The 17,978-nt window shown below is 73.6% G+C and carries 16 protein-coding genes; 8 read left to right on the top strand and 8 right to left on the bottom strand.

Features of this window, described 5'->3' with window-relative positions; translation table 11 throughout:
• Positions 1-44: 44 nt before the first annotated feature.
• The 3 genes from ACZ607_RS07785 to ACZ607_RS07775 form a co-directional block, all read right to left on the bottom strand.
• Positions 45-758, bottom strand: a complete 714-nt coding sequence (locus ACZ607_RS07785) for a GntR family transcriptional regulator (RefSeq protein ID WP_469732824.1) — start codon at positions 756-758, stop codon at positions 45-47.
• Positions 759-809: 51 nt separating this feature from the next.
• Positions 810-1,286 (bottom strand): hypothetical protein, encoded by a 477-nt coding sequence (locus ACZ607_RS07780; protein ID WP_469732823.1) that lies wholly within the window; start codon positions 1,284-1,286, stop codon positions 810-812.
• A 94-nt stretch (positions 1,287-1,380) separates the two neighbouring features.
• On the bottom strand, positions 1,381-3,795 hold the full coding sequence (locus ACZ607_RS07775; protein WP_469732821.1) for a GTPase-associated protein 1-related protein: 2,415 nt from the start codon (positions 3,793-3,795) through the stop codon (positions 1,381-1,383).
• 196 nt (positions 3,796-3,991) lie between these two features.
• Here ACZ607_RS07775 and ACZ607_RS07770 point away from each other — a divergent pair, with 196 nt between their 5' ends.
• On the top strand, positions 3,992-4,828 hold the full coding sequence (locus ACZ607_RS07770; protein WP_469732820.1) for an alpha/beta fold hydrolase: 837 nt from the start codon (positions 3,992-3,994) through the stop codon (positions 4,826-4,828).
• A 60-nt stretch (positions 4,829-4,888) separates the two neighbouring features.
• Here ACZ607_RS07770 and ACZ607_RS07765 read toward each other — a convergent pair whose 3' ends face one another.
• Both ACZ607_RS07765 and ACZ607_RS07760 read right to left on the bottom strand, forming a co-directional pair.
• Positions 4,889-6,484: an MFS transporter gene (locus ACZ607_RS07765; RefSeq protein WP_469732818.1), complete on the bottom strand. Its 1,596-nt coding sequence runs from the start codon at positions 6,482-6,484 to the stop codon at positions 4,889-4,891.
• Positions 6,485-6,614: 130 nt separating this feature from the next.
• Positions 6,615-7,088: a MarR family winged helix-turn-helix transcriptional regulator gene (locus ACZ607_RS07760; protein ID WP_469732817.1), complete on the bottom strand. Its 474-nt coding sequence runs from the start codon at positions 7,086-7,088 to the stop codon at positions 6,615-6,617.
• A 155-nt stretch (positions 7,089-7,243) separates the two neighbouring features.
• Here ACZ607_RS07760 and ACZ607_RS07755 point away from each other — a divergent pair, with 155 nt between their 5' ends.
• The 4 genes from ACZ607_RS07755 to ACZ607_RS07740 all read left to right on the top strand — a co-directional run bounded on the left by ACZ607_RS07755 (position 7,244) and on the right by ACZ607_RS07740 (position 11,128).
• Complete coding sequence (locus tag ACZ607_RS07755) at positions 7,244-7,660, top strand: MarR family winged helix-turn-helix transcriptional regulator (protein WP_469733420.1); 417 nt, start codon at positions 7,244-7,246, stop codon at positions 7,658-7,660.
• Positions 7,661-7,901: 241 nt separating this feature from the next.
• Positions 7,902-8,930, top strand: a complete 1,029-nt coding sequence (tdh, locus tag ACZ607_RS07750) for an L-threonine 3-dehydrogenase (protein WP_469732815.1) — start codon at positions 7,902-7,904, stop codon at positions 8,928-8,930.
• 56 nt (positions 8,931-8,986) lie between these two features.
• Positions 8,987-10,192 (top strand): glycine C-acetyltransferase, encoded by a 1,206-nt coding sequence (locus ACZ607_RS07745; RefSeq protein ID WP_469732813.1) that lies wholly within the window; start codon positions 8,987-8,989, stop codon positions 10,190-10,192.
• Positions 10,193-10,222: 30 nt separating this feature from the next.
• Positions 10,223-11,128 carry a LysR family transcriptional regulator gene (locus tag ACZ607_RS07740; RefSeq protein ID WP_469732811.1) on the top strand — a complete coding sequence of 302 codons (906 nt, stop codon included), beginning with the start codon at positions 10,223-10,225 and terminating at the stop codon, positions 11,126-11,128.
• Between the two features lie 9 nt (positions 11,129-11,137).
• Here the strand turns inward: ACZ607_RS07740 and ACZ607_RS07735 are convergent, their stop codons facing one another.
• The gene (locus ACZ607_RS07735) at positions 11,138-11,524 is read right to left on the bottom strand and encodes a VOC family protein (RefSeq protein ID WP_469732809.1); all 387 of its coding nucleotides are present in this window, start codon (positions 11,522-11,524) and stop codon (positions 11,138-11,140) included.
• An 85-nt stretch (positions 11,525-11,609) separates the two neighbouring features.
• Here ACZ607_RS07735 and ACZ607_RS07730 point away from each other — a divergent pair, with 85 nt between their 5' ends.
• Entirely contained in the window at positions 11,610-12,233 is a 624-nt protein-coding gene (locus ACZ607_RS07730; RefSeq protein WP_469732807.1) for a nucleoside/nucleotide kinase family protein, read from the top strand.
• 93 nt (positions 12,234-12,326) lie between these two features.
• Entirely contained in the window at positions 12,327-13,457 is a 1,131-nt protein-coding gene (locus tag ACZ607_RS07725) for a M24 family metallopeptidase (protein WP_469732805.1), read from the top strand.
• Positions 13,458-13,493: 36 nt separating this feature from the next.
• Here the strand turns inward: ACZ607_RS07725 and ACZ607_RS07720 are convergent, their stop codons facing one another.
• Positions 13,494-14,510 (bottom strand): aldo/keto reductase, encoded by a 1,017-nt coding sequence (locus ACZ607_RS07720; protein ID WP_469732803.1) that lies wholly within the window; start codon positions 14,508-14,510, stop codon positions 13,494-13,496.
• Positions 14,511-14,606: 96 nt separating this feature from the next.
• Positions 14,607-16,367 carry a malto-oligosyltrehalose trehalohydrolase gene (gene treZ / locus ACZ607_RS07715; RefSeq protein ID WP_469732801.1) on the bottom strand — a complete coding sequence of 587 codons (1,761 nt, stop codon included), beginning with the start codon at positions 16,365-16,367 and terminating at the stop codon, positions 14,607-14,609.
• Positions 16,368-16,567: 200 nt separating this feature from the next.
• Here treZ and ACZ607_RS07710 point away from each other — a divergent pair, with 200 nt between their 5' ends.
• Positions 16,568-17,962: a GH1 family beta-glucosidase gene (locus ACZ607_RS07710; protein ID WP_469732799.1), complete on the top strand. Its 1,395-nt coding sequence runs from the start codon at positions 16,568-16,570 to the stop codon at positions 17,960-17,962.
• Positions 17,963-17,978: the final 16 nt, after the last annotated feature.

The following is a 17,978-nucleotide window of genomic DNA, read 5'->3' as shown; positions in this document are numbered from 1 at the left end:
GGCTTGGTATACAAGCTTGGGGCCCGTCAGGCCCCTGCCAGGTGTCAGGCCTCGCCGAAGAGTGAGCGCAGGGCGACCGCCCGGCTGTCGCGCACATGCAGGAGGGTGCAGGCCACGGCGGCCTCCACGTCACCGGCGGAGATGTGCCGGAACATCTCCGCGTGCTGGGCCCGCATGTGGGCGGGCTCCTCGCGCATGCCGAACAGCAGCCGGAGCTGCCAGCTCAGCTGCTCCATGGTGCGTGCCAGCAGGGGATTGCCCGACATCGCCACGACGCCCTCGTGGAAGGCGGTGTGGGCGGCCACCTCGCGTGTCCCCTCGTCCGACGCGGCGGCCGACTCGGCCTGGCGGAGGGTGGCTTCGAGAACGGCCAGCCCACCGGTCCGGCCCGCCGTCACGGCACGGGCCGCGAGCCGCGACGCCTGGACGGCCAGAGGCTCCCAGACCTCGTAGAGGTGCTCGACATCGGCGTGTTCGAGGCGGCGCACCCGGACGCCGCTGTGGGGGAGCAGCTCCAGCAGGCCTTCCGCGACCAGCGCGCGCAGAGCCTCGCGCACGGGCACGCGGGACATGCTGAGCTCCTCGGCGACCTCCCGCTCGACGAGGCGGGCGCCCTGTGCGTAACGGCGGTCGACGATGCGCTGAAGGACGGCTTCACGCGCCCGCGCGCTGAGCGAGGCCGGCGCCGGCGCTCCCGGTGCCGCTCCCGGTGTCCCCGGCGCCCGTGAACCGCTGCTGCTGCCGCTTCCGTCCGCCACCTGTTCCGCCTTCATCCGCAGCCTCGCCCCCGGCGGTCCCGACGAAGGACCCTAGTCCTCGTCGGACCCGGACTCCGCCGCCGCCTCGGCCCGCAGCAAGGGGTGCGCCACCCCGGGGAACACCCGCGCCCGCACGACCTCCTCGGCGGACCCGCCCCGCACCACGGTCTCGGCCACGCCCCACGGGCGGCCCGCCAGCCGGACGGTGAGCGTGTACGAGGCCGAGCAGCCCAGGCACTCGTAGCGGTCCGCCCAGACCTCGACCTCCGTGACGCTGCCCGGGTAGCGCTTCACGTGCCGGTGCCGGGCGTGACAGCGGTCGCACGTCTCACCCGGCTCGCACGTGCCGCCGCACGGGCAGGGCACGTCCAGCGACTCGGCGGGCAGCCACCGCTGCACGAGCAGCGCCTCGCGGGTCGCCCCCATGTCCTTCATCGCCTTGAGGTTCCGCGCGGCGACGTTGTACGACTCGCCGGTCGCGGCCATCCGGTCGCGGATGACGTCCTTGCGTCCGCGGTTCGTCGTCATGCCGTCTCCTCCTGGGTGTCACGCAGCCCGCCAGGAGGCACACGAGATCAGAACGTCCCACGGTACCTTCCGCGCCGGGCGATCCACGACCTCGTCACGCCCTGCGCACCCGCCCGGCGATGCGCCGGCCGAGGCGCCCCAGCGAGCGGGACGGCCGGTTCCAGGCGCGGAACGCCTCCAGGGTGCGGCTGCTCCCCCCACGCTCCACGGCCTGCTCCACCGCCGCCAGCTCCTCGGGGGCCAGGGCGCGCACCACGGGGCGCAGCACCTCCTCCAGCAGGGCGGTCCGGGTCCGGGTCCAGTCGGGGCCCGCGTGCGGGTGGGCGTTCCACACGGCGAAGCAGTCCGCCACGTACGCGGGATCCGCCCGCAGCAGCGCGAGGACGGGCTCGCGGCGGGCGGCCCCGCCGTACGCCGCGATCAGCTCCTCGTCCCCGCTGTGCACGAACGCGTACAGCTCGTCGTCCGGCCGGCCGGGAGCGAGCAGCCGCTCGGCCAAGGCGGCGAGGGCGTGCTCCAAGGCCGGGGGCTCCGCCGGTTCGGCGCGGCCGCGCAGGGTCCGGGCGCGGTCCGCCCAGCCCGGGCCGGCCGTACCCGCGCGCAGGTCACGGGCGAAGTCCAGCAGCATCAGGCAGGCGCGGACCCGGGCGTCGATCTCCTGGGGGAAGCCGCGCAGCAGGTCGTGCGCGAGCTCGGCGGCGTCCTCGTCGCCCAGGGTCGCGGTGAGCGCGGCGTCGACCAGGCGTGCCCAGGTGCCGGCCGTGCGGTGGGCGTCGGACGTGGTCTCGCCCAGCAGCGAACGGGCCTCGGCCGCCGTCGGGGTGTCCTCGCCCCACACCAGGCCCACGGCGGTCCGCAGCACCAGCGGCTCGGCGAACGGGGACATGCCCGCCGCGCGCAGCACCGTGTGCAGGATGTCCACCCGGCCGGCCCCCCGCGCCTTCGCCCCGGGCGCCTCGGCGCACATCCGCAGATGCGGCAGCGCCTGCGTCCCGGTGAACGGGAGGGCCACCCGGGTCAGCAGTCGTTCCGCGTCCGCCGCACGGTCCGGTGCGAGCCGGTCCAGCTCGCCCAGGAGCCCCGTACGGACGTCGAACTGCTCGTCCAGCAGGTCCGGCAGCGCACGGCACGCGCCGGCTCCCGGGTCGTCGAGCAGCGCGCGTGCCAGCCGGCCCACCACGCCGGGCAGCAGCTCCGCGCGGCCCAGGTCCAGCAGCCGGGCTATTCGCAGCAGCTGCACCGTCCGCGCGACCCCTCCGGGCACCCCGGAGGAGAGCTCGGCCAGCACCTCGTCGCCGAGCTCGTCGACCAGCCCGGCGAGCACGCGTTCCCCGGCGGGCTCCTCGAACGCCGAACGCGCGGGCGGCTCCAGGGTCACGTCGTCGCCCCGTACCGCCTCCGTGACCAGCAGCGCGGCCAGCGGCGCGGTGACGGAGGCGGGGCTCCGGCCGTCGAGCGCCGTCAGCAGCCGGAGCGCCGCGGCGCACTCGGCGGCCGTACGGTCGTCGGCGGGCGCGGTCAGCGCGTCGGTCAGCTGCCGGGTGCGCTTCTCGTCCAGCGCGTAGGGCCGCTCGGCCGCCCAGTCGGCCGCCGCGGCCCGCTCCTCGGAGCCGAGCGCGATGCCGGCGCCCAGCGCCGTGACGGCGAGCGGCCCGGCGGCGAAGGGCTCGCCCGGCAGCTCCGCCGCCTCCCGGAACAGCTCGGGGGAGCGGCTGCGCCAGATCCTGGCGGCGGTCCCCGCCCAGGCGTCGTCCACCGTCCCCGCCGGGCGCGGACCTGTCGCGGCGTGCACCCGGAAGCGGGGATCCTGGATGTCGGGCGCGTCCTCGGGGAGGACCCCGATGACCTGGTGCGTGGTGTGCCCGGGGTGCCGGGTGTACGTAGTGAAGGTCAGCCGCTCGGCGTGCTCCCTGGGCAGGACCGCGGTGGCCAGCGCCACCCACCGGGCCACATCGGCGCTCTGCCGCTCCACGAGCACGACCGGGGGCGCGGACGGGTCCTCGCTCACCCGGCGCAGATCGCTGAGGACGGCGGCGAGCCACGGGCTGCGGGCCACCGCGAAGTCGCCGAGGCCCTCCCGGGTCAGCCCCTGTGACGGCCCGTGCGCGGTGGCCAGGGCGGTCAGGGGATCGGCCGGCATGCGGTCGGGCGTCGTGGAGAGCCACCCCGCGGCCCCCCACGCGGCGACCGGCAGCACCCGGCCGGGCACCGGTGTACCGGGCAGGAGGTGCACGGCGTGCGCGTGGAACCCGCCCGTGCCCGTGGCCACCGTACGGCTGAGCAGATGGCTGCCGTCGGAGAGCAGGACGAAGCCGAACGCCACCGGGAGCGCGCGGAGTCGGGCGTCGGGAAGCCGGTCGGGAGTGCCCGCCGGAGCCTCGTACGCGAGGATCGGTGCGGCCTCCGCGCGCACCGGCCCGGGTATCGCGGGATCCACGGCGGTGAACCGGCCGGCGGGCTCCCCGTCCCCGGGCGTGACGGAGGTGTAGTGCAACTGCGGGAGGCTCATGCGTAGGCCCTCATCGTCCCTGCCACGTGCGTCCCCGTCACACGCACCGGCCGCCGCTCGCCGCCCTGTCGGTGCGGCCCGGCCCGGCGGAGCGACGACCCCGGCGGGGAGCTTTCCGTAGTCGTGCGGGCGACGCTATCAAGCCCTGACGCCCCGTTGGGCCGCGCGCGGCAGGAGGGGGCCCTAGGTTGGCCGTATGACCGAGGTGACGCTTTCCGCGGGAGTGGTGGAGTACGAGGACACCGGTGGGGACGGGCCCGTGGTGGTCCTGCTGCACGGGGTGGCGATGAACGGTTCGCTCTGGCGTCATGTCGTCGCCGGACTGCGCCCCGACTACCGCTGCGTCGTGCCCACTCTGCCGCTGGGCGCCCACCGCCGGCCGATGCGCCCGGACGCCGATCTGACGGTGCTCGGGATCGCCCATCTGGTGGCGGAGTTCCTGGAGAAGCTGGACCTCCACGACGTCGTCCTGGTGATGAACGACTGGGGCGGGGCGCAGGCCCTCGTCGCGGACGGCCGGGACGGGCGGATCGGCAGGCTGGTGATCACCTCCTGCGAGGCGTTCGACAACTATCCGCCCGGTCTGCCCGGCCGTAATCTGGCCGTCGCGGCCAGGACCCCCGGCGGGCTGCGGCTGGCCTTCGCGCTGCTGAAGCTGAAGCCGATGCGCCGAACGCCCCTGACCTGGGGGTGGATGAGCAAGCGGCCGGTCCCGCACGACGTGATGGACGAGTGGCTCCGGCCCCTGTGGACCTCCGCGGCGATCCGGCGGGACCTGCGGGCGTACATCGTCGGGGTGCCGCCCCGGGACGTGCTGCTGGCGTGGGCGGAGGCGCTGCGCACGTTCGACCGCCCGGCGCTCGTCGTCTGGGCGGCCGAGGACAAGGTCATGCCGCCCGAGCACGGCCGGAGGCTGGCGGAGATGCTGCCGAAGGGCGAACTCGTGGAGGTCGCCGACAGTTTCACCCTCATCCCGGAGGATCAGCCCGGGCGGCTGACCGAGGCCATCAGGGAGTTCGTACCGCTGCCCTGACCCGGCCCGGCGGGGCGCGGGCGACACTCCCCGCGCCCGCACCCGGCCGGGGCGCCGGTCTCAGTGCGCGGAGGTGTCCGGTCCGCTGCGGCGGCGGCGCATGCCGAGACCGGCGAGCAGCGCGCCCGCGGCACAGAGGGCCGCGGTGACGATCAACGCGGTGTGCATGCCGTTCATGAACGCGTTGCCGCTGCCCTCGATCACGGCGGCCCTCAGCCGCGCGGGCATGTCGGCCGAGACGGGGGAGACGCCCATGGAGACCGCGTCCTCGGCCTTCTCGAAGCCCGCCGCCGTGCCGGCCGGGACGCCGGCCGAGCTCAGTTCGCCGGTCAGGGTGGAGCCCACCTTCGCGCTGATCAGGGAGACCAGCACGGACGTGCCGAGCGCACCGCCGATCTGCAGCGACGTGGCCTGGAGCCCGCCGGCCACACCGCCGTCCTTCCTCGGGGCGTTGCCGACGATGGCGTCGGAGGACGCGGACATCACGATGCCGACACCCAGGCCGATGGCGAGAAACGGCGGCCACAGGGAGGCGTACGAGGAACCGGCGTCCCAGGTCAGCATCCACACGGCGGCCGCGGTCTGGAGGGTCATGCCGGCCGGCATGGTGAGCCGAGGGCCGAAGCGCTGGGTCAGGGCGGCGCCGAGCGGCGCCGCCACCACGGTGGCCAGGCTGAACGGCAGGGTGCGGACACCGGCCTCGACCGGGGAGAAGCCGCGCACGTTCTGCAGGTACAGCATCACGAAGAAGATGACACCGAGCATCACGAAGAAGTTGATCGCGGTGACGGCCGTGCCGATGGTCAGCGAGCGGTCACGGAAGAGCCGCATCGGCAGCAGCGGGTGCGCGAGCCGGGTCTCGTACCAGCAGAAGCCGGCCAGCACGGCCAGACCCGCGGCGATCGACCCCAGCGTCCCGCCGGAGGCCCAGCCCCAGGTCTCCCCCTTGACCACGCCGAAGATCAGGGCGACCAGACCGGCGGCGAGCAGGATCACGCCCGGTACGTCGAAACGGTGGTGTCCGGTGGAGTCCTTGCTCTTCGGGAGGACGAACAGGCTGAAGACCAGCGCGGCTACGCCGATGGGAGCGTTGATGTAGAAGACCGACTCCCAGTTGACGTGCTCGATGAGCAGACCGCCGACGATCGGTCCGAGCGCGGTGGAGCAGGACGCCACCATGGCCCAGAGGCCCACGGCCGTGCCGAACTTCCGGGGCGGGAAGACCGCCCGCAGGAGACCGAGGGTGTTGGGGATCAGCAGGGCGGCGAACAGGCCCTGGACCGCGCGGAAGGCGATGACGCCCTCGACGGAACCGGACAGGGCGATCGCCACCGAGGCCAGCGTGAAGCCGAGGGTGCCCGTCATGTAGACCGCGTGCCGTCCGAAGCGGTCACCGAGCTTGCCGCCCAGGATCAACAGGGCGGCCATGGCGATCAGATAGGCGTTGGTGACCCACTGGAGGTCGGCCGTGGACGCGCCGAGGTCCCGGCCGATCTCCGGATTGGCGATCGCGACGACGGAGGAGTCGAGGTTGACCATGAACAGACCGACGGCCACGGCGATCAGCGTCAGCCAGGGGTTGCCGCGCCTGCCCCGGGGCAGGTCGGGCGGACTGCTTTCGGGCAGGGCGGAGGTGTCCACGGTGGTGGAGGACATGCGTGAGCCTTGTCTGTGAATCATCGGGATGACGAGAGGAAGCGCCCCGGCCACGACGGCCGCGCCGCGGCCGCGCCAGGGGAACGCGCCGCGCCCGGGGACCGGGGCACGGCGCCGGCCGGCGGAGTGGTCAGCCGGCGGGGGAGTGCAGGTGCCGGTTCAGTGACGTCAGCGCGCCCAGGGCCGCACCGAGAGCGTCGAGCTCTCCCTCGGTGAGCGTGTGCAGCACGCGTGCCAGGTGGCTCTCCTTGAGCGCCCGCGCCTCGGCGAGCCGCTCCCGGGCCGTGGGCGTGGGGTGCAGATGGGCGACCCGCTTGTCGACGGGGTCCTGCCGGCGTTCCAGCAGTCCCAGGTCGGTGAGCTGGGAGACGAGGGCGCTGACGTTGTTCGGCTTCATCAGGAGCGCTTCGGCCGTCTCCCTGACGGTGATCCCTTCGCGCTCCTCGACGAGGAACAGCAGGGCCAACTGGCCGTCGGGCAGCCGGGGATGCGGAAACCGGTGCGCCACCTGCCGCTCCAGACCCCGGTGCAGCGCGGGCAGGGACGACACGAGCGCGGAGGCCACGCGGTCGATCTCCTGGGCGGGCACGGTGGGGTCGGGCATCCCCGCAGCATAGGTACGTCGTCATAGGTATGTCAACATAGGTAAATGCCGGTGGGAGCCGGGTGGTATATGTGCGGGAAGAGCCCCGAGGTGCCGCGCAGGCGGTCGAGAGAAGGACCGTGGACAAGCCGACGCACTTGATCGAGTTCGAGACGATGCTGCTCGGGCGGCATCTCCAGCCGGGCGCCGTCCGGTCGCGGCGCGGCGGACACCTCGACCGCAGCGCGTACACCCTGCTGAGCCGGATCCGTATGGAAGGCCCGATGTCCATCGGCCAGCTGAGCGAGGCCTTCGGTCTCGACGCCTCCACCCTGAACCGGCAGACCGCCGCCATGCTGCGGGCCGGTCTGGTCGAACGCATCCCGGACCCCGACGGAGGCATCGCCCGCAAGTTCCGTATCACCGGTGCGGGTGAACGCGGCCTGGACGCGGAGCGCGAGGCGAACATCAGCGGCCTGGAGCGGGTCATGGCCGACTGGTCGCCCGACGAGGTCGCCGGCTTCGCGGCGTACCTCAAGCGCTTCAACAGCGACATCGAGCAGCTCGACGGACGGCCCTGGCCCCGGCCCTGACGTGCGGCACCCCGGCGGGGGCGTGAAGCGCAGCTGCGGCGGCGCTTAAGAAATCCTCGATGGACCTGGGCTCCGGTGATGCGGCAGGGTCTTCCTGACGGCAACGAGCGCCACAGCACCGTGTGGCCGCTGGGACGGCGCACGCGCCCGCCCGCCGTCACCCCCCAAGCACCCCGGGCCGCAGGCCGCCTTCGGCATGCCCCCGGCCCGGGGCCGTCACCACGTACAGGGAGCCGCAGCCGTGAAGGCACTCGTGAAGCACAAGGCCGAGCCGGGACTGTGGCTGATGGACGTGCCGGAGCCGGAGACCGGCCCCGGGGACGTGCTGATCAAGGTGCTGCGCACCGGGATCTGCGGCACCGACCTGCACATCCGTGACTACGACGGCTGGGCGCAGAAGGCCGTGCGCACCCCGCTCGTGCTGGGCCACGAGTTCGTCGGCGAGGTCGCCGCGACCGGCGCGGACGTCGTCGACATCGAGGTCGGTGACCTGGTGAGCGGTGAGGGCCACCTGGTCTGCGGGAAGTGCCGCAACTGCCTCGCCGGACGCCGGCACCTGTGCCGCTCCACCCTCGGGCTCGGGGTCGGCAGGGACGGGGCGTTCGCCGAGTACCTGGCGCTGCCCGCCTCCAACGTCTGGGTGCACCGCGACAAGGTGGACCTCGACGTCGCCGCCATCTTCGACCCGTTCGGCAACGCCGTGCACACGGCCCTGTCCTTCCCGCTGGTCGGCGAGGACGTGCTGATCACCGGAGCGGGCCCCATCGGCATCATGGCCGCCGCCGTCGCCCGTCACGCGGGCGCCCGCAACGTCGTCATCACCGACGTCAGCGAGGCACGGCTCGACCTGGCCAGGAAGGTCGGGGTGGACCTCGCCCTGAACGTCGGCGGCGCGACCATCGCCGACGGCCAGCGCAGCCTCGGGCTGCGGGAGGGCTTCGACATCGGCCTGGAGATGTCCGGCCGCCCCGAGGCCATGCGGGACATGATCGCCAACATGACGCACGGCGGCCGGATCGCGATGCTCGGACTGCCGTCCGCCGAGTTCCCCGTCGACTGGTCCCGCGTGGTCACCTCGATGCTCACGATCAAGGGCATCTACGGCCGCGAGATGTACGAGACGTGGTACGCCATGTCCGTGCTCCTGGAGGGCGGGCTCGACCTCTCCCCGGTGATCACCGGCCGGTACGGCTACCGCGACTTCGAAGCCGCCTTCGACGACGCGGCCAGCGGTCTCGGTGGCAAGGTTCTGCTCGACTGGTCCGCCTGAGGCTCCGCGCCCCGAAGCTTCTCGTACGCACCCGTAACCACCTGGGAGAGACACTCATGTTTGACTCCGTACGCGACGACGTGCGCGCCACCCTGGACGAGATCCGCGAAGCCGGGCTCCAGAAGCCCGAGCGCGTGATCGGTACCCCGCAGTCCGCCACCGTCGCCGTCACCTCCGGAAGCCGCGGCGGTGAGGTGCTGAACTTCTGCGCCAACAACTACCTGGGCCTCGCCGACCACCCCGAGGTCGTCGCCGCCGCCCACGAGGCGCTGGACCGCTGGGGCTACGGCATGGCCTCCGTCCGCTTCATCTGCGGCACCCAGGAGGTCCACAAGGAGCTGGAGCAGCGGCTCTCCGCCTTCCTCGGGCAGGAGGACACGATCCTCTACTCCTCCTGCTTCGACGCCAACGGGGGAGTCTTCGAGACCCTCCTCGGCCCCGAGGACGCGGTCATCTCCGACGCCCTGAACCACGCCTCCATCATCGACGGCATCCGCCTCTCCAAGGCGAAGCGCCACCGCTACGCCAACCGCGACATGGCCGACCTGGAGACCCGGCTCAAGGAGGCCTCCGGGGCCCGCCGCCGGCTGATCGTCACCGACGGCGTCTTCTCCATGGACGGCTACGTCGCCCCGCTGGCCGAGATCTGCGACCTCGCCGACCGCTACGACGCCATGGTCATGGTCGACGACTCGCACGCCGTCGGCTTCGTCGGCCCCGGCGGCCGCGGCACCCCCGAGCTGCACGGCGTCATGGACCGCGTCGACATCATCACCGGCACGCTCGGCAAGGCGCTGGGCGGCGCGTCCGGCGGTTACGTCGCCGCGCGCGCCGAGATCGTCGCGCTGCTGCGCCAGCGCTCGCGCCCGTACCTCTTCTCCAACTCGCTCGCCCCGGTCATCGCCGCCGCCTCCCTCAAGGTCATCGACCTGCTGGAGTCCGCCGGCGAGCTGCGGGAGCGGCTCGACGCCAACACCGCGCTCTTCCGCTCCCGGATGACCGCGGAGGGCTTCGACATCCTGCCCGGCGACCACGCCATCGCCCCCGTGATGATCGGCGACGCCGCGAAGGCCGGCCGGATGGCCGAACTGCTCCTGGAGCGCGGGGTGTACGTGATCGGGTTCTCCTACCCCGTCGTCCCGCAGGGCGCCGCGCGCATCCGCGTCCAGCTCTCCGCCGCGCACTCCACCGCCGACGTCGACCGCGCCGTGGACGCGTTCGTCGACGCCCGGACCGCGCTGGAGGCGGAGGCGGAGGCGTAGAACCGTCTCACGATCTGGGATCATGGGCGCATGATCGATGCACGGCGGCTGCGCATTCTCCGTGCGGTGGCGGACCACCGCACCGTGACCGCCGCGGCCGCCGCGCTGTATCTGACCCCCTCGGCGGTCTCCCAGCAGCTCGCCGCCCTGGAGCAGGAGACCGGCCACCGGCTGGTCGAGCGCGGGGCGAGGGGTGCGCGGCTGACCGTCGCCGGGGAGATCCTGCTGACCCACGCCAACGCGGTCCTCGCCCAGCTGGAGCGGGCGGAGGCGGAGCTCGCCGACTACAGCGCGGGGGTCGCGGGGACGGTCACGGTCGCCGCGTTCGCCACGGGGATCGGGCTCGTCCTCGCCCCCGCGATCGCGGAACTGACCCGCACCGCGCCGGGCATCCGGGTCCGGGTGCAGGATGCCGAGGGCGACGCGAGCGTGCCGATGGTCCTGGACCGGCAGGTCGACGTGGCGGTCGCCGTCGAGTACCGGGGCGCGCCCGGTGACGACGACCGGCGGCTGACCCGGGTGCCGCTGTACTCCGAGCCCTTCGACGCGGTGCTGCCGGTCGGCCACCGCCTCGCGGACCAGGACCACGTCGCCGTCGCCGACCTCGCCAAGGACGTCTGGATCGGCCCGTACCCCGGCAACCCCTGCCATGACGTGGTGGTCCTGGCCTGCGAGTACGCCGGCTTCGAGCCCCTGCTGGAGCACTCCTCCGACGACTTCCACGCCGTCGTCGCCCTGGCCGGGGCGGGCGCAGGGGTGGCGCTGGTGCCCCGCTCGGCGCTGCGCGGCACGGAGCTCGGCGGGGTCGTCGTACGGCCCGTGGAGGGCGTCGCCCCGACCCGGCGCGTCTTCGCCGCCGTACGCCAGGGCGCCGAGGGCCACCCGCTGATCAAGCCCGTCCTGGAAGCGCTGCGAGCGGCGGCCGGCCCTGGGTAGGGCAGGGGCTCACGCGGGCTGCAACAGGTCCCACCGGTTGCCGTAGAGGTCCTCGAACACCGCGACGGAGCCGTACGGCTCGTGCCTCGGCTCCTCCAGGAAGCGGACGCCGGCCGCGCGCATCCGCTCGTGGTCGCCCGCGAAGTCCTCCGTGTGCAGGAAGAAGCCGACCCGGCCGCCCGTCTGCGCCCCGACGCTCGCCTCCTGGGCCCCGTCCTTGGCGCGCGCGAGCAGCAGTCCCGTGCCCGTGGTGCCCCGCGGCCGCACGACCACCCAGCGGGAGCCGTCGCCCCGGTCCGTGTCCTCCACCAGCTCGAACCCGAGGGCGTCGGTGTAGAAGGCGAGGGCCTCGTCGTAGTCGCGGACGACCAGCGTGACCAGGGCGATGTAGGACATGGGAAACCTCGTCGGTGTACGGCGCTGCCGGGGAGTTATACGTAACACTATCGGGTCTCCGCCCCGTCCGGGGACAATGCCCGCCATGGACACGAGCGATCTCGGCACACTGACGGAACGCGCCCGTGGCCTCGCCGGCACCGGCGGCCGACGCGTCCTCGGCATCGCGGGCGCTCCCGGCGCCGGCAAGTCCACGCTGGCCGCCCGGATCACCGAACGGCTCGACGGCCGCGCGGTCCTCGTCCCGATGGACGGCTTCCACCTGGCCGGGGCGGAGCTGGAGCGCCTCGGGCGGGCCGGCCGCAAGGGCGCCCCCGACACCTTCGACGCCGCCGGTTACGCGGCCCTGCTCCGGCGGCTGCGCCACCCCGGCCCGGAGCCGGTGTACGCGCCCGCCTTCGACCGGGCGCTGGAGGAGCCGGTCGCCGGGTCCGTGCGCGTCGCCCCCGACATCCCGCTCGTCGTGACCGAGGGCAACTACCTGCTGCTGGACGAGGGCCCCTGGGCGCCGGTGCGCGGACTGCTGGACGAGGTGTGGTTCCTGGACGCCGATACGGGGCTGCGGGTGAGCCGGCTCGTGGACCGGCACGTGCGCTTCGGCAAGCCGCGTCCGTACGCCGAGCGGTGGGTCGCCGACTCGGACGAGCGCAACGCCCGGCTGGTCGAGCGGCACCGGGACCGCGCCGACCTCGTCGTACGGCTGCCCTGAACCGGGTGCGGCGCGCGCCCGGAATCCCGCTCGCTTCGGACCGGGCGGCCGGGCAGGATGCTGTGTGCCGCGTCGCCCCGCCAGGAGGTCCTCATGCCCAGCACCGACCAGCCCGTGCCCTTCACCGCCGACGACTACCGGGCCCGGATGACCCGCGCGGCCGAGGCCGCCGAAGCCGCCGGCCTGGCGGGCGTCCTCGTGGCGCCGGGCCCCGACATGGTCCACCTCACCGGCTACCGGCCGACCGCCGACACCGAGCGCCTCACCCTCCTCGTCCTCAGGGCCGGCCACGACCCCGTCCTCGTCGTCCCGGCCCTGGAGGCGGCCGACGCGGAACGCGCGGCGGGCGCCCCCGCCCTCACCCCGATGGACTGGACCGACGCCGCGAACCCGTACACCCTGACCGCCGGGCTGCTGCACGCCAAGGGCCGGTTCGGGATCAGCGACAACGCCTGGGCGCTGCACCTGCTGGCCCTGCGCAAGCTACTGCCCGACAGCTCCTACGCCTCGCTCACCGACGCCCTGCCCATGCTCCGGGCGGTCAAGGACGCGGCCGAGCTGGAACGCCTCGCCGCGGCCGGGGCCGCAGCGGACGCGACGTACGAACAGATCCTGAAGGTCCGCTTCTCCGGCCGGCGGGAGAGCGACGTGGCCGCCGATCTGGCCGCGCTCCTCAGGGAACACGGCCACTCGCAGGTCGACTTCACCGTGGTGGGGTCCGGCCCCAACGGCGCCAACCCGCACCACGAGGCGGGCGACCGCACCATCGAGCGGGGCGACATGGTCGTCCTGGACTTCGGCGGGCTGAAGCACGGCTACGGCTCCGACACCTCCCGTACGGTCCATGTCGGCGAACCCACCGCCGAGGAGCAGCGGGTCCACGACGTCGTACGGGAGGCGCAGGAGGCCGGCTGCCGTGCCGTGCGGCCCGGGGCGGCCTGCCAGGACGTGGACCGGGCGGCCCGCGCCGTCATCACCGAGTTCGGCTACGGCGAACGCTTCATCCACCGCACCGGCCACGGCATCGGCGTCACCACCCACGAGCCGCCCTACATGATCGAGGGCGAGGAACAGCCGCTGGTCCCCGGTATGTGCTTCTCCGTGGAGCCGGGCATCTACCTCCCGGGCCGCTTCGGCGTCCGTATCGAGGACATCGTCACGGTCACGGAGAGCGGGGGCAGGCGGCTGAACACGACCGCGCGCGAACTGGCGATCGTCGAGTAGCCCTCCCGCCCCCGGCCCCACCGTCAGCCTCCCGGATCAGTCCTGCGGCTCGCGGGCGCGGAACCGGTGCAGCACGTCGTACGGGTAGGGCAGCGGGCGCTCGCTCGCCGTGTCCAGCCGGGCCGCCTGTTCCGGCGTCAGCTCCCAGCCCGCCGCGCCGAGGCTGTCGGTCAGCTGCGCGGCCGTGCGCGCCCCCACGATCGGGGCCGTGACGCCGGGGCGTCCGAGCAGCCAGCGCAGGGCGACCTGCGCCGGCGTGCGCCCGGCCTCCTCGGCGGCGGCGACGACCGCCTCGACGACCCGCCAGGTCTTCTCGTCGTCCCGCTCCCGCCAGGCCTCGCGGCCCAGCTCCTCCTGGTAGCGGGCCTCGCGGGTGCCGGGCTCCACCGCGGTCATGCCCCGCCGGTACTTGCCCGTCAGCCAGCCTCCCTGGAGCGGGCTCCAGGGGATGATGCCGACGCCCTCCGCCAGGCTCACCGGGGCCAGCTCCCACTCGACCTCGCGCGCCAGCAGGTTGTAGAGCGGCTGGAGGGCGACATAGGGCTCCCAGCCGTTGCGGCGCGCCAGGTCCTGGGAGCGCTGGAGCTGGGACGCGGAGAGGTTGCTCGCGCCGAGATAGCGGACCTTCCCCGCCTTGACCAGGGTGTCCAGCGTCGCGAGGGTCTCCTCCACCGGAGTCGTCGCGTCCCAGACATGGGTCTGGTAGAGGTCGATGTGGTCCGTGCCGAGCCGCCGCAGGCTGTCCTCCACGGCCCGCACGATGTGCTTGCGGCTCAGCCCGCCCGCGTTCGGCGCCTCACCCATCGTGCCGAACACCTTCGTGGCGATGACGAGTTCGTCGCGGCGGCGGCCCTTCAGCCAGCGGCCGATGATCTCCTCCGAGACACCCCGCTGGTAGACGTCCGCGGTGTCGATGAACGTCCCGCCCGCCTCCGTGAAGGTGTCGAGTACGCGGTGTGCCTCGGTCTCGTCGGTGTCCTGGCCGAACGTCATCGTGCCGAGGCACAGTTCGCTGACGCGCAGCCCCGACCGGCCGAGGAATCGCTGCTCCATGGGTCCCCCCCTCCGTCCGGACCGTCCGGACCTTGGTCCGGACCATAGACGTTGAAGTGCACACGAAGGCAAGGGAGTTGTCCGGATGGCGCGGTGTCAGTCGTCGGCGAGCAGCACGCACGACTCCGGAGGCAGGCGCAGCACACCGTCGGCGCCCGGCGCCTCGGCCGGCTCCCAGGCCGCCAGCACCCTGCCCCCGCCGGTCCGGTGCCGTCCGGCACCCAGCGGGATGGCGGCCGGCTCCGCCGAGAGGTTGACCGCGATCCGCAGATCGCCCCGCCGGTAGGCGATCCAGCGGGCCTCCTCGTCGTACGCCGTCCTCACCGACGCCAGGTCGGGGTCGGAGAGGTCCGGCAGGGCGTGGCGCAGGGCGATCAGCTCGCGGTACCAGGCGAGCAGCCGGGCGTGCGGCTCGCGCTCCGGTTCGCTCCAGTCGAGGCAGGAGCGGTCCCGGGTGGCCGGGTCCTGCGGGTCGGGGATCTCCTCCTCGGCCCAGCCGTGCGCCGCGAACTCCCGGCGTCTCCCGTTGCGCACGGCCTCCGCGAGACCGGGGTCGGTGTGGTCGGTGAAGAACTGCCACGGGGTACGGGCGCCCCACTCCTCGCCCATGAAGAGCATCGGGACGAACGGGCCGGTGAGCACGAGCGCCGCGGCGCACGCCTGGAGCCCCGGGGAGAGCCCGGCGGCGAGCCGGTCGCCGAGGGCGCGGTTGCCGATCTGGTCATGGGTCTGGGCGTAGCCGACGAAGCGGTGGGCGGGCGTCCGGGTGACGTCCACGGGCCGGCCGTGCGTACGGCCGCGGAAGCTGGAGTACGTGCCGTTGTGGAAGAACGCCTTGGTCACGGTCTTGGACAGGGCGGCCAGCGGGGCGGTCGCGAAGTCCGCGTAGTACCCCTGGGACTCGCCGGTGAGCGCGGTGTGCAGGGCATGGTGGAAGTCGTCGTTCCACTGGGCGTGCAGCCCGATGCCGCCCTCGGTGCGCGGCGTGGTCGTCCTCGGGTCGCAGAGGTCGGACTCCGCGATCAGCGCGAGCGGCCTGCCGAGCTCCGAGGCCAGGGCGTCGACGGCCGTGGAGAGCTCCTCCAGGAAGGTGAGCGCCCTGCCGTCGGCCAGCGCGTGGACGGCGTCCAGGCGCAGACCGTCGAGGCGGTAGTCGCGCAGCCAGGCGAGCGCGCTGCCCAGCAGGTAGTCGCGTACCTCGTCCGATCCGGGGGCGTCGAGGTTGACGGCCGAACCCCAGGGGGTGTGGTGCGTGTCCGTGAAGTACGGGCCGAACGCCGGAAGGTGGTTGCCCGAGGGGCCCAGATGGTTGTGGACCACGTCCAGGACGACCGCGAGGCCCAGACCGTGCGCCGTGTCGACAAAGTGCTTCAGCCCCTCCGGACCGCCGTACGGCTCGTGCACCGCCCAGAGCGACACTCCCTCGTACCCCCAGCCGTGGGTTCCCGGGAACGGGCAGACGGGCATCAGCTCCACATGGGTGATGCCGAGGTCCACGAGACGGCCGAGCCGCTCCGCCGCCGCGCCGAAGGTCCCCTCCTCCGTGAACGTGCCGACGTGCAGCTCGTACAGGACGGCGCCCGGCAGGCCCCGCCCGGCCCAGACGGTCCGCCAGGCGTACGCGTCGTGGTCAACCACCGCGCTCTCGCCGTCGGGTCCGTCCGGCTGGCGGCGGGAGCGCGGATCGGGCAGCACGGGGCCGCCGTCGAGCGAGAACCCGTAGCGGTCCCCGTCCGCCGCCCCGGCCTCCGCGGTCCACCGCCCCGCGCGCAGCGGGTCGCCCTCCATGGGCTGCCGGCCGCCCGCCGTGCACAGCTCGACCGAACCGGCCTCGGGGGCCCACACCTCGAACCGCATCCACCACTCCTCGTCCAGGACCTGACGCTCGCCGGAGCCCCGTGACCGGCCCCGTGCGCACCCACGACCCCCGGACACTGGAGCGGGCACGCGACTGCCGATTAGGGTCTGGTCCTGATCATTGCCCTGCCGGGTTCCGCTCATACGCGGCGAGCCCGGGCAGTACCACAAGGTCCCTCTTACGGCTGCTGGAGGCCGAGATGACCGTGCCGACCTTCCCACCCGGCTTCCTGTGGGGCGCCTCCGCCTCCGCTTTCCAGACGGAGGGAGCCTTCGACACCGACGGCAAGGGGCCCTCCGGCTGGGACGCCTTCGCCGCGCAGCCCGGCCGGATCAAGGACGGCACCGACACCACGCGCGGCACCGGCTTCCACGAGCACTACCGCGAGGACGTCGCCCTGCTCGCGGGACTCGGGGCGGACGCGTTCCGCTTCTCCATCAGCTGGCCCCGGGTCGTCCCCGGCGGCAGCGGCTCGCTCAACCCCGCCGGCCTGGACTTCTACGACCGGCTCGTCGACGAGCTCTGCGCCCACGGCATCACCCCGGCCCCGACCCTCTACCACTGGGACACCCCGCTCCCGCTGGACGAGGCGGGCGGCTGGCTCAACCGGGACACCGCCTACCGCTTCGCCGAGTACGCGGGGATCGTCGCCGAGCGGCTCGCCGACCGGGTCCCCATGTGGATCACCATCAACGAACCGGCCGAGGTCACGATGCTCGGCTACGCCCTCGGCGAGCACGCCCCCGGCCGCACGCTGCTCTTCGACGCGCTGCCGGCCGCCCACCACCAGCTGCTGGCGCACGGACTGGCCGTACGGGCGCTGCGCGCGGCGGGTGCGGGCAACATCGGCATCGCGCTCTCGCACACCCCGGTCTGGCCGGCCGGGGACTCCGACGAGGACCGGGCGGGCGCGGAGATCTACGACACCCTGACCAACTGGCTCTTCGCCGACCCGGTCCTCACCGGCCGCTACCCCGACGACGGCTTCGCCCCGCTCATGCCGGGCCCGGTCGAGGACGACCTCAAGGTCATCTCCACACCCCTCGACTGGTACGGCGTCAACTACTACAACCCGACCCTCGTCGGCGCCCCCAGGCCCGAGGCGCTCGACTCCTTCTCCGGGTACGCGATGCCGGCCGGGCTCCCCTTCGGGATCCGGGAGATCGAGGGCTACGACACCACCGACTTCGGCTGGCCCGTCGTCCCCGAAGGGCTCGCCGAGACCCTGGGCCAGCTGCGGGACCGCTTCGGCGACCGGCTGCCGCCCGTCTACATCACGGAGAACGGCTGCGCCGTCGACGAACCCGTCGCCGACGGCCGCCGCATCGCCTTCCTGGAAGGGCACCTGGAGGCGCTGCGTACGGCCATCGACGCGGGAGTCGACGTACGCGGCTACTTCACCTGGTCGCTCACCGACAACGTCGAGTGGACCGAGGGCGCCAGCAAGCGCTTCGGCCTGGTCCACATCGATTACGAGACCCTGCGCAGGACCCCCAAGGAGTCCTACGCGTGGTACCGCGACCTGATCCGCGCCCAGCGGACGGGCGGGTCGGGGGCGTCGGCGCCCACCCCGGGGGAACGCGCTCCTGGGTGATGCGGTGGCCGGCCCG

The sequence above is a fragment of the Streptomyces sp. NPDC104381 genome, from assembly GCF_055583745.1.
Note: the sequence above shows the minus strand (reverse complement) of the source record. Positions and strands in the feature narration are given on the sequence as shown.

What these genes read in the sequence shown, in the direction of transcription:
- ACZ607_RS07780 (WP_469732823.1), bottom strand. Translation starts at nt 1,286, where the DNA reads ATGACGACGAACCGCGGACGCAAGGACGTCATCCGCGACCGGATGGCC.
- ACZ607_RS07775 (WP_469732821.1), bottom strand. Translation starts at nt 3,795, where the DNA reads ATGAGCCTCCCGCAGTTGCACTACACCTCCGTCACGCCCGGGGACGGG.
- ACZ607_RS07770 (WP_469732820.1), top strand. Translation starts at nt 3,992, where the DNA reads ATGACCGAGGTGACGCTTTCCGCGGGAGTGGTGGAGTACGAGGACACC.
- ACZ607_RS07765 (WP_469732818.1), bottom strand. Translation starts at nt 6,484, where the DNA reads ATGTCCTCCACCACCGTGGACACCTCCGCCCTGCCCGAAAGCAGTCCG.
- ACZ607_RS07760 (WP_469732817.1), bottom strand. Translation starts at nt 7,088, where the DNA reads ATGCCCGACCCCACCGTGCCCGCCCAGGAGATCGACCGCGTGGCCTCC.
- ACZ607_RS07755 (WP_469733420.1), top strand. Translation starts at nt 7,244, where the DNA reads ATGCTGCTCGGGCGGCATCTCCAGCCGGGCGCCGTCCGGTCGCGGCGC.
- ACZ607_RS07745 (WP_469732813.1), top strand. Translation starts at nt 8,987, where the DNA reads ATGTTTGACTCCGTACGCGACGACGTGCGCGCCACCCTGGACGAGATC.
- ACZ607_RS07740 (WP_469732811.1), top strand. Translation starts at nt 10,223, where the DNA reads ATGATCGATGCACGGCGGCTGCGCATTCTCCGTGCGGTGGCGGACCAC.
- ACZ607_RS07735 (WP_469732809.1), bottom strand. Translation starts at nt 11,524, where the DNA reads ATGTCCTACATCGCCCTGGTCACGCTGGTCGTCCGCGACTACGACGAG.
- ACZ607_RS07730 (WP_469732807.1), top strand. Translation starts at nt 11,610, where the DNA reads ATGGACACGAGCGATCTCGGCACACTGACGGAACGCGCCCGTGGCCTC.
- ACZ607_RS07725 (WP_469732805.1), top strand. Translation starts at nt 12,327, where the DNA reads ATGCCCAGCACCGACCAGCCCGTGCCCTTCACCGCCGACGACTACCGG.
- ACZ607_RS07720 (WP_469732803.1), bottom strand. Translation starts at nt 14,510, where the DNA reads ATGGAGCAGCGATTCCTCGGCCGGTCGGGGCTGCGCGTCAGCGAACTG.
- treZ (WP_469732801.1), bottom strand. Translation starts at nt 16,367, where the DNA reads ATGCGGTTCGAGGTGTGGGCCCCCGAGGCCGGTTCGGTCGAGCTGTGC.
- ACZ607_RS07710 (WP_469732799.1), top strand. Translation starts at nt 16,568, where the DNA reads ATGACCGTGCCGACCTTCCCACCCGGCTTCCTGTGGGGCGCCTCCGCC.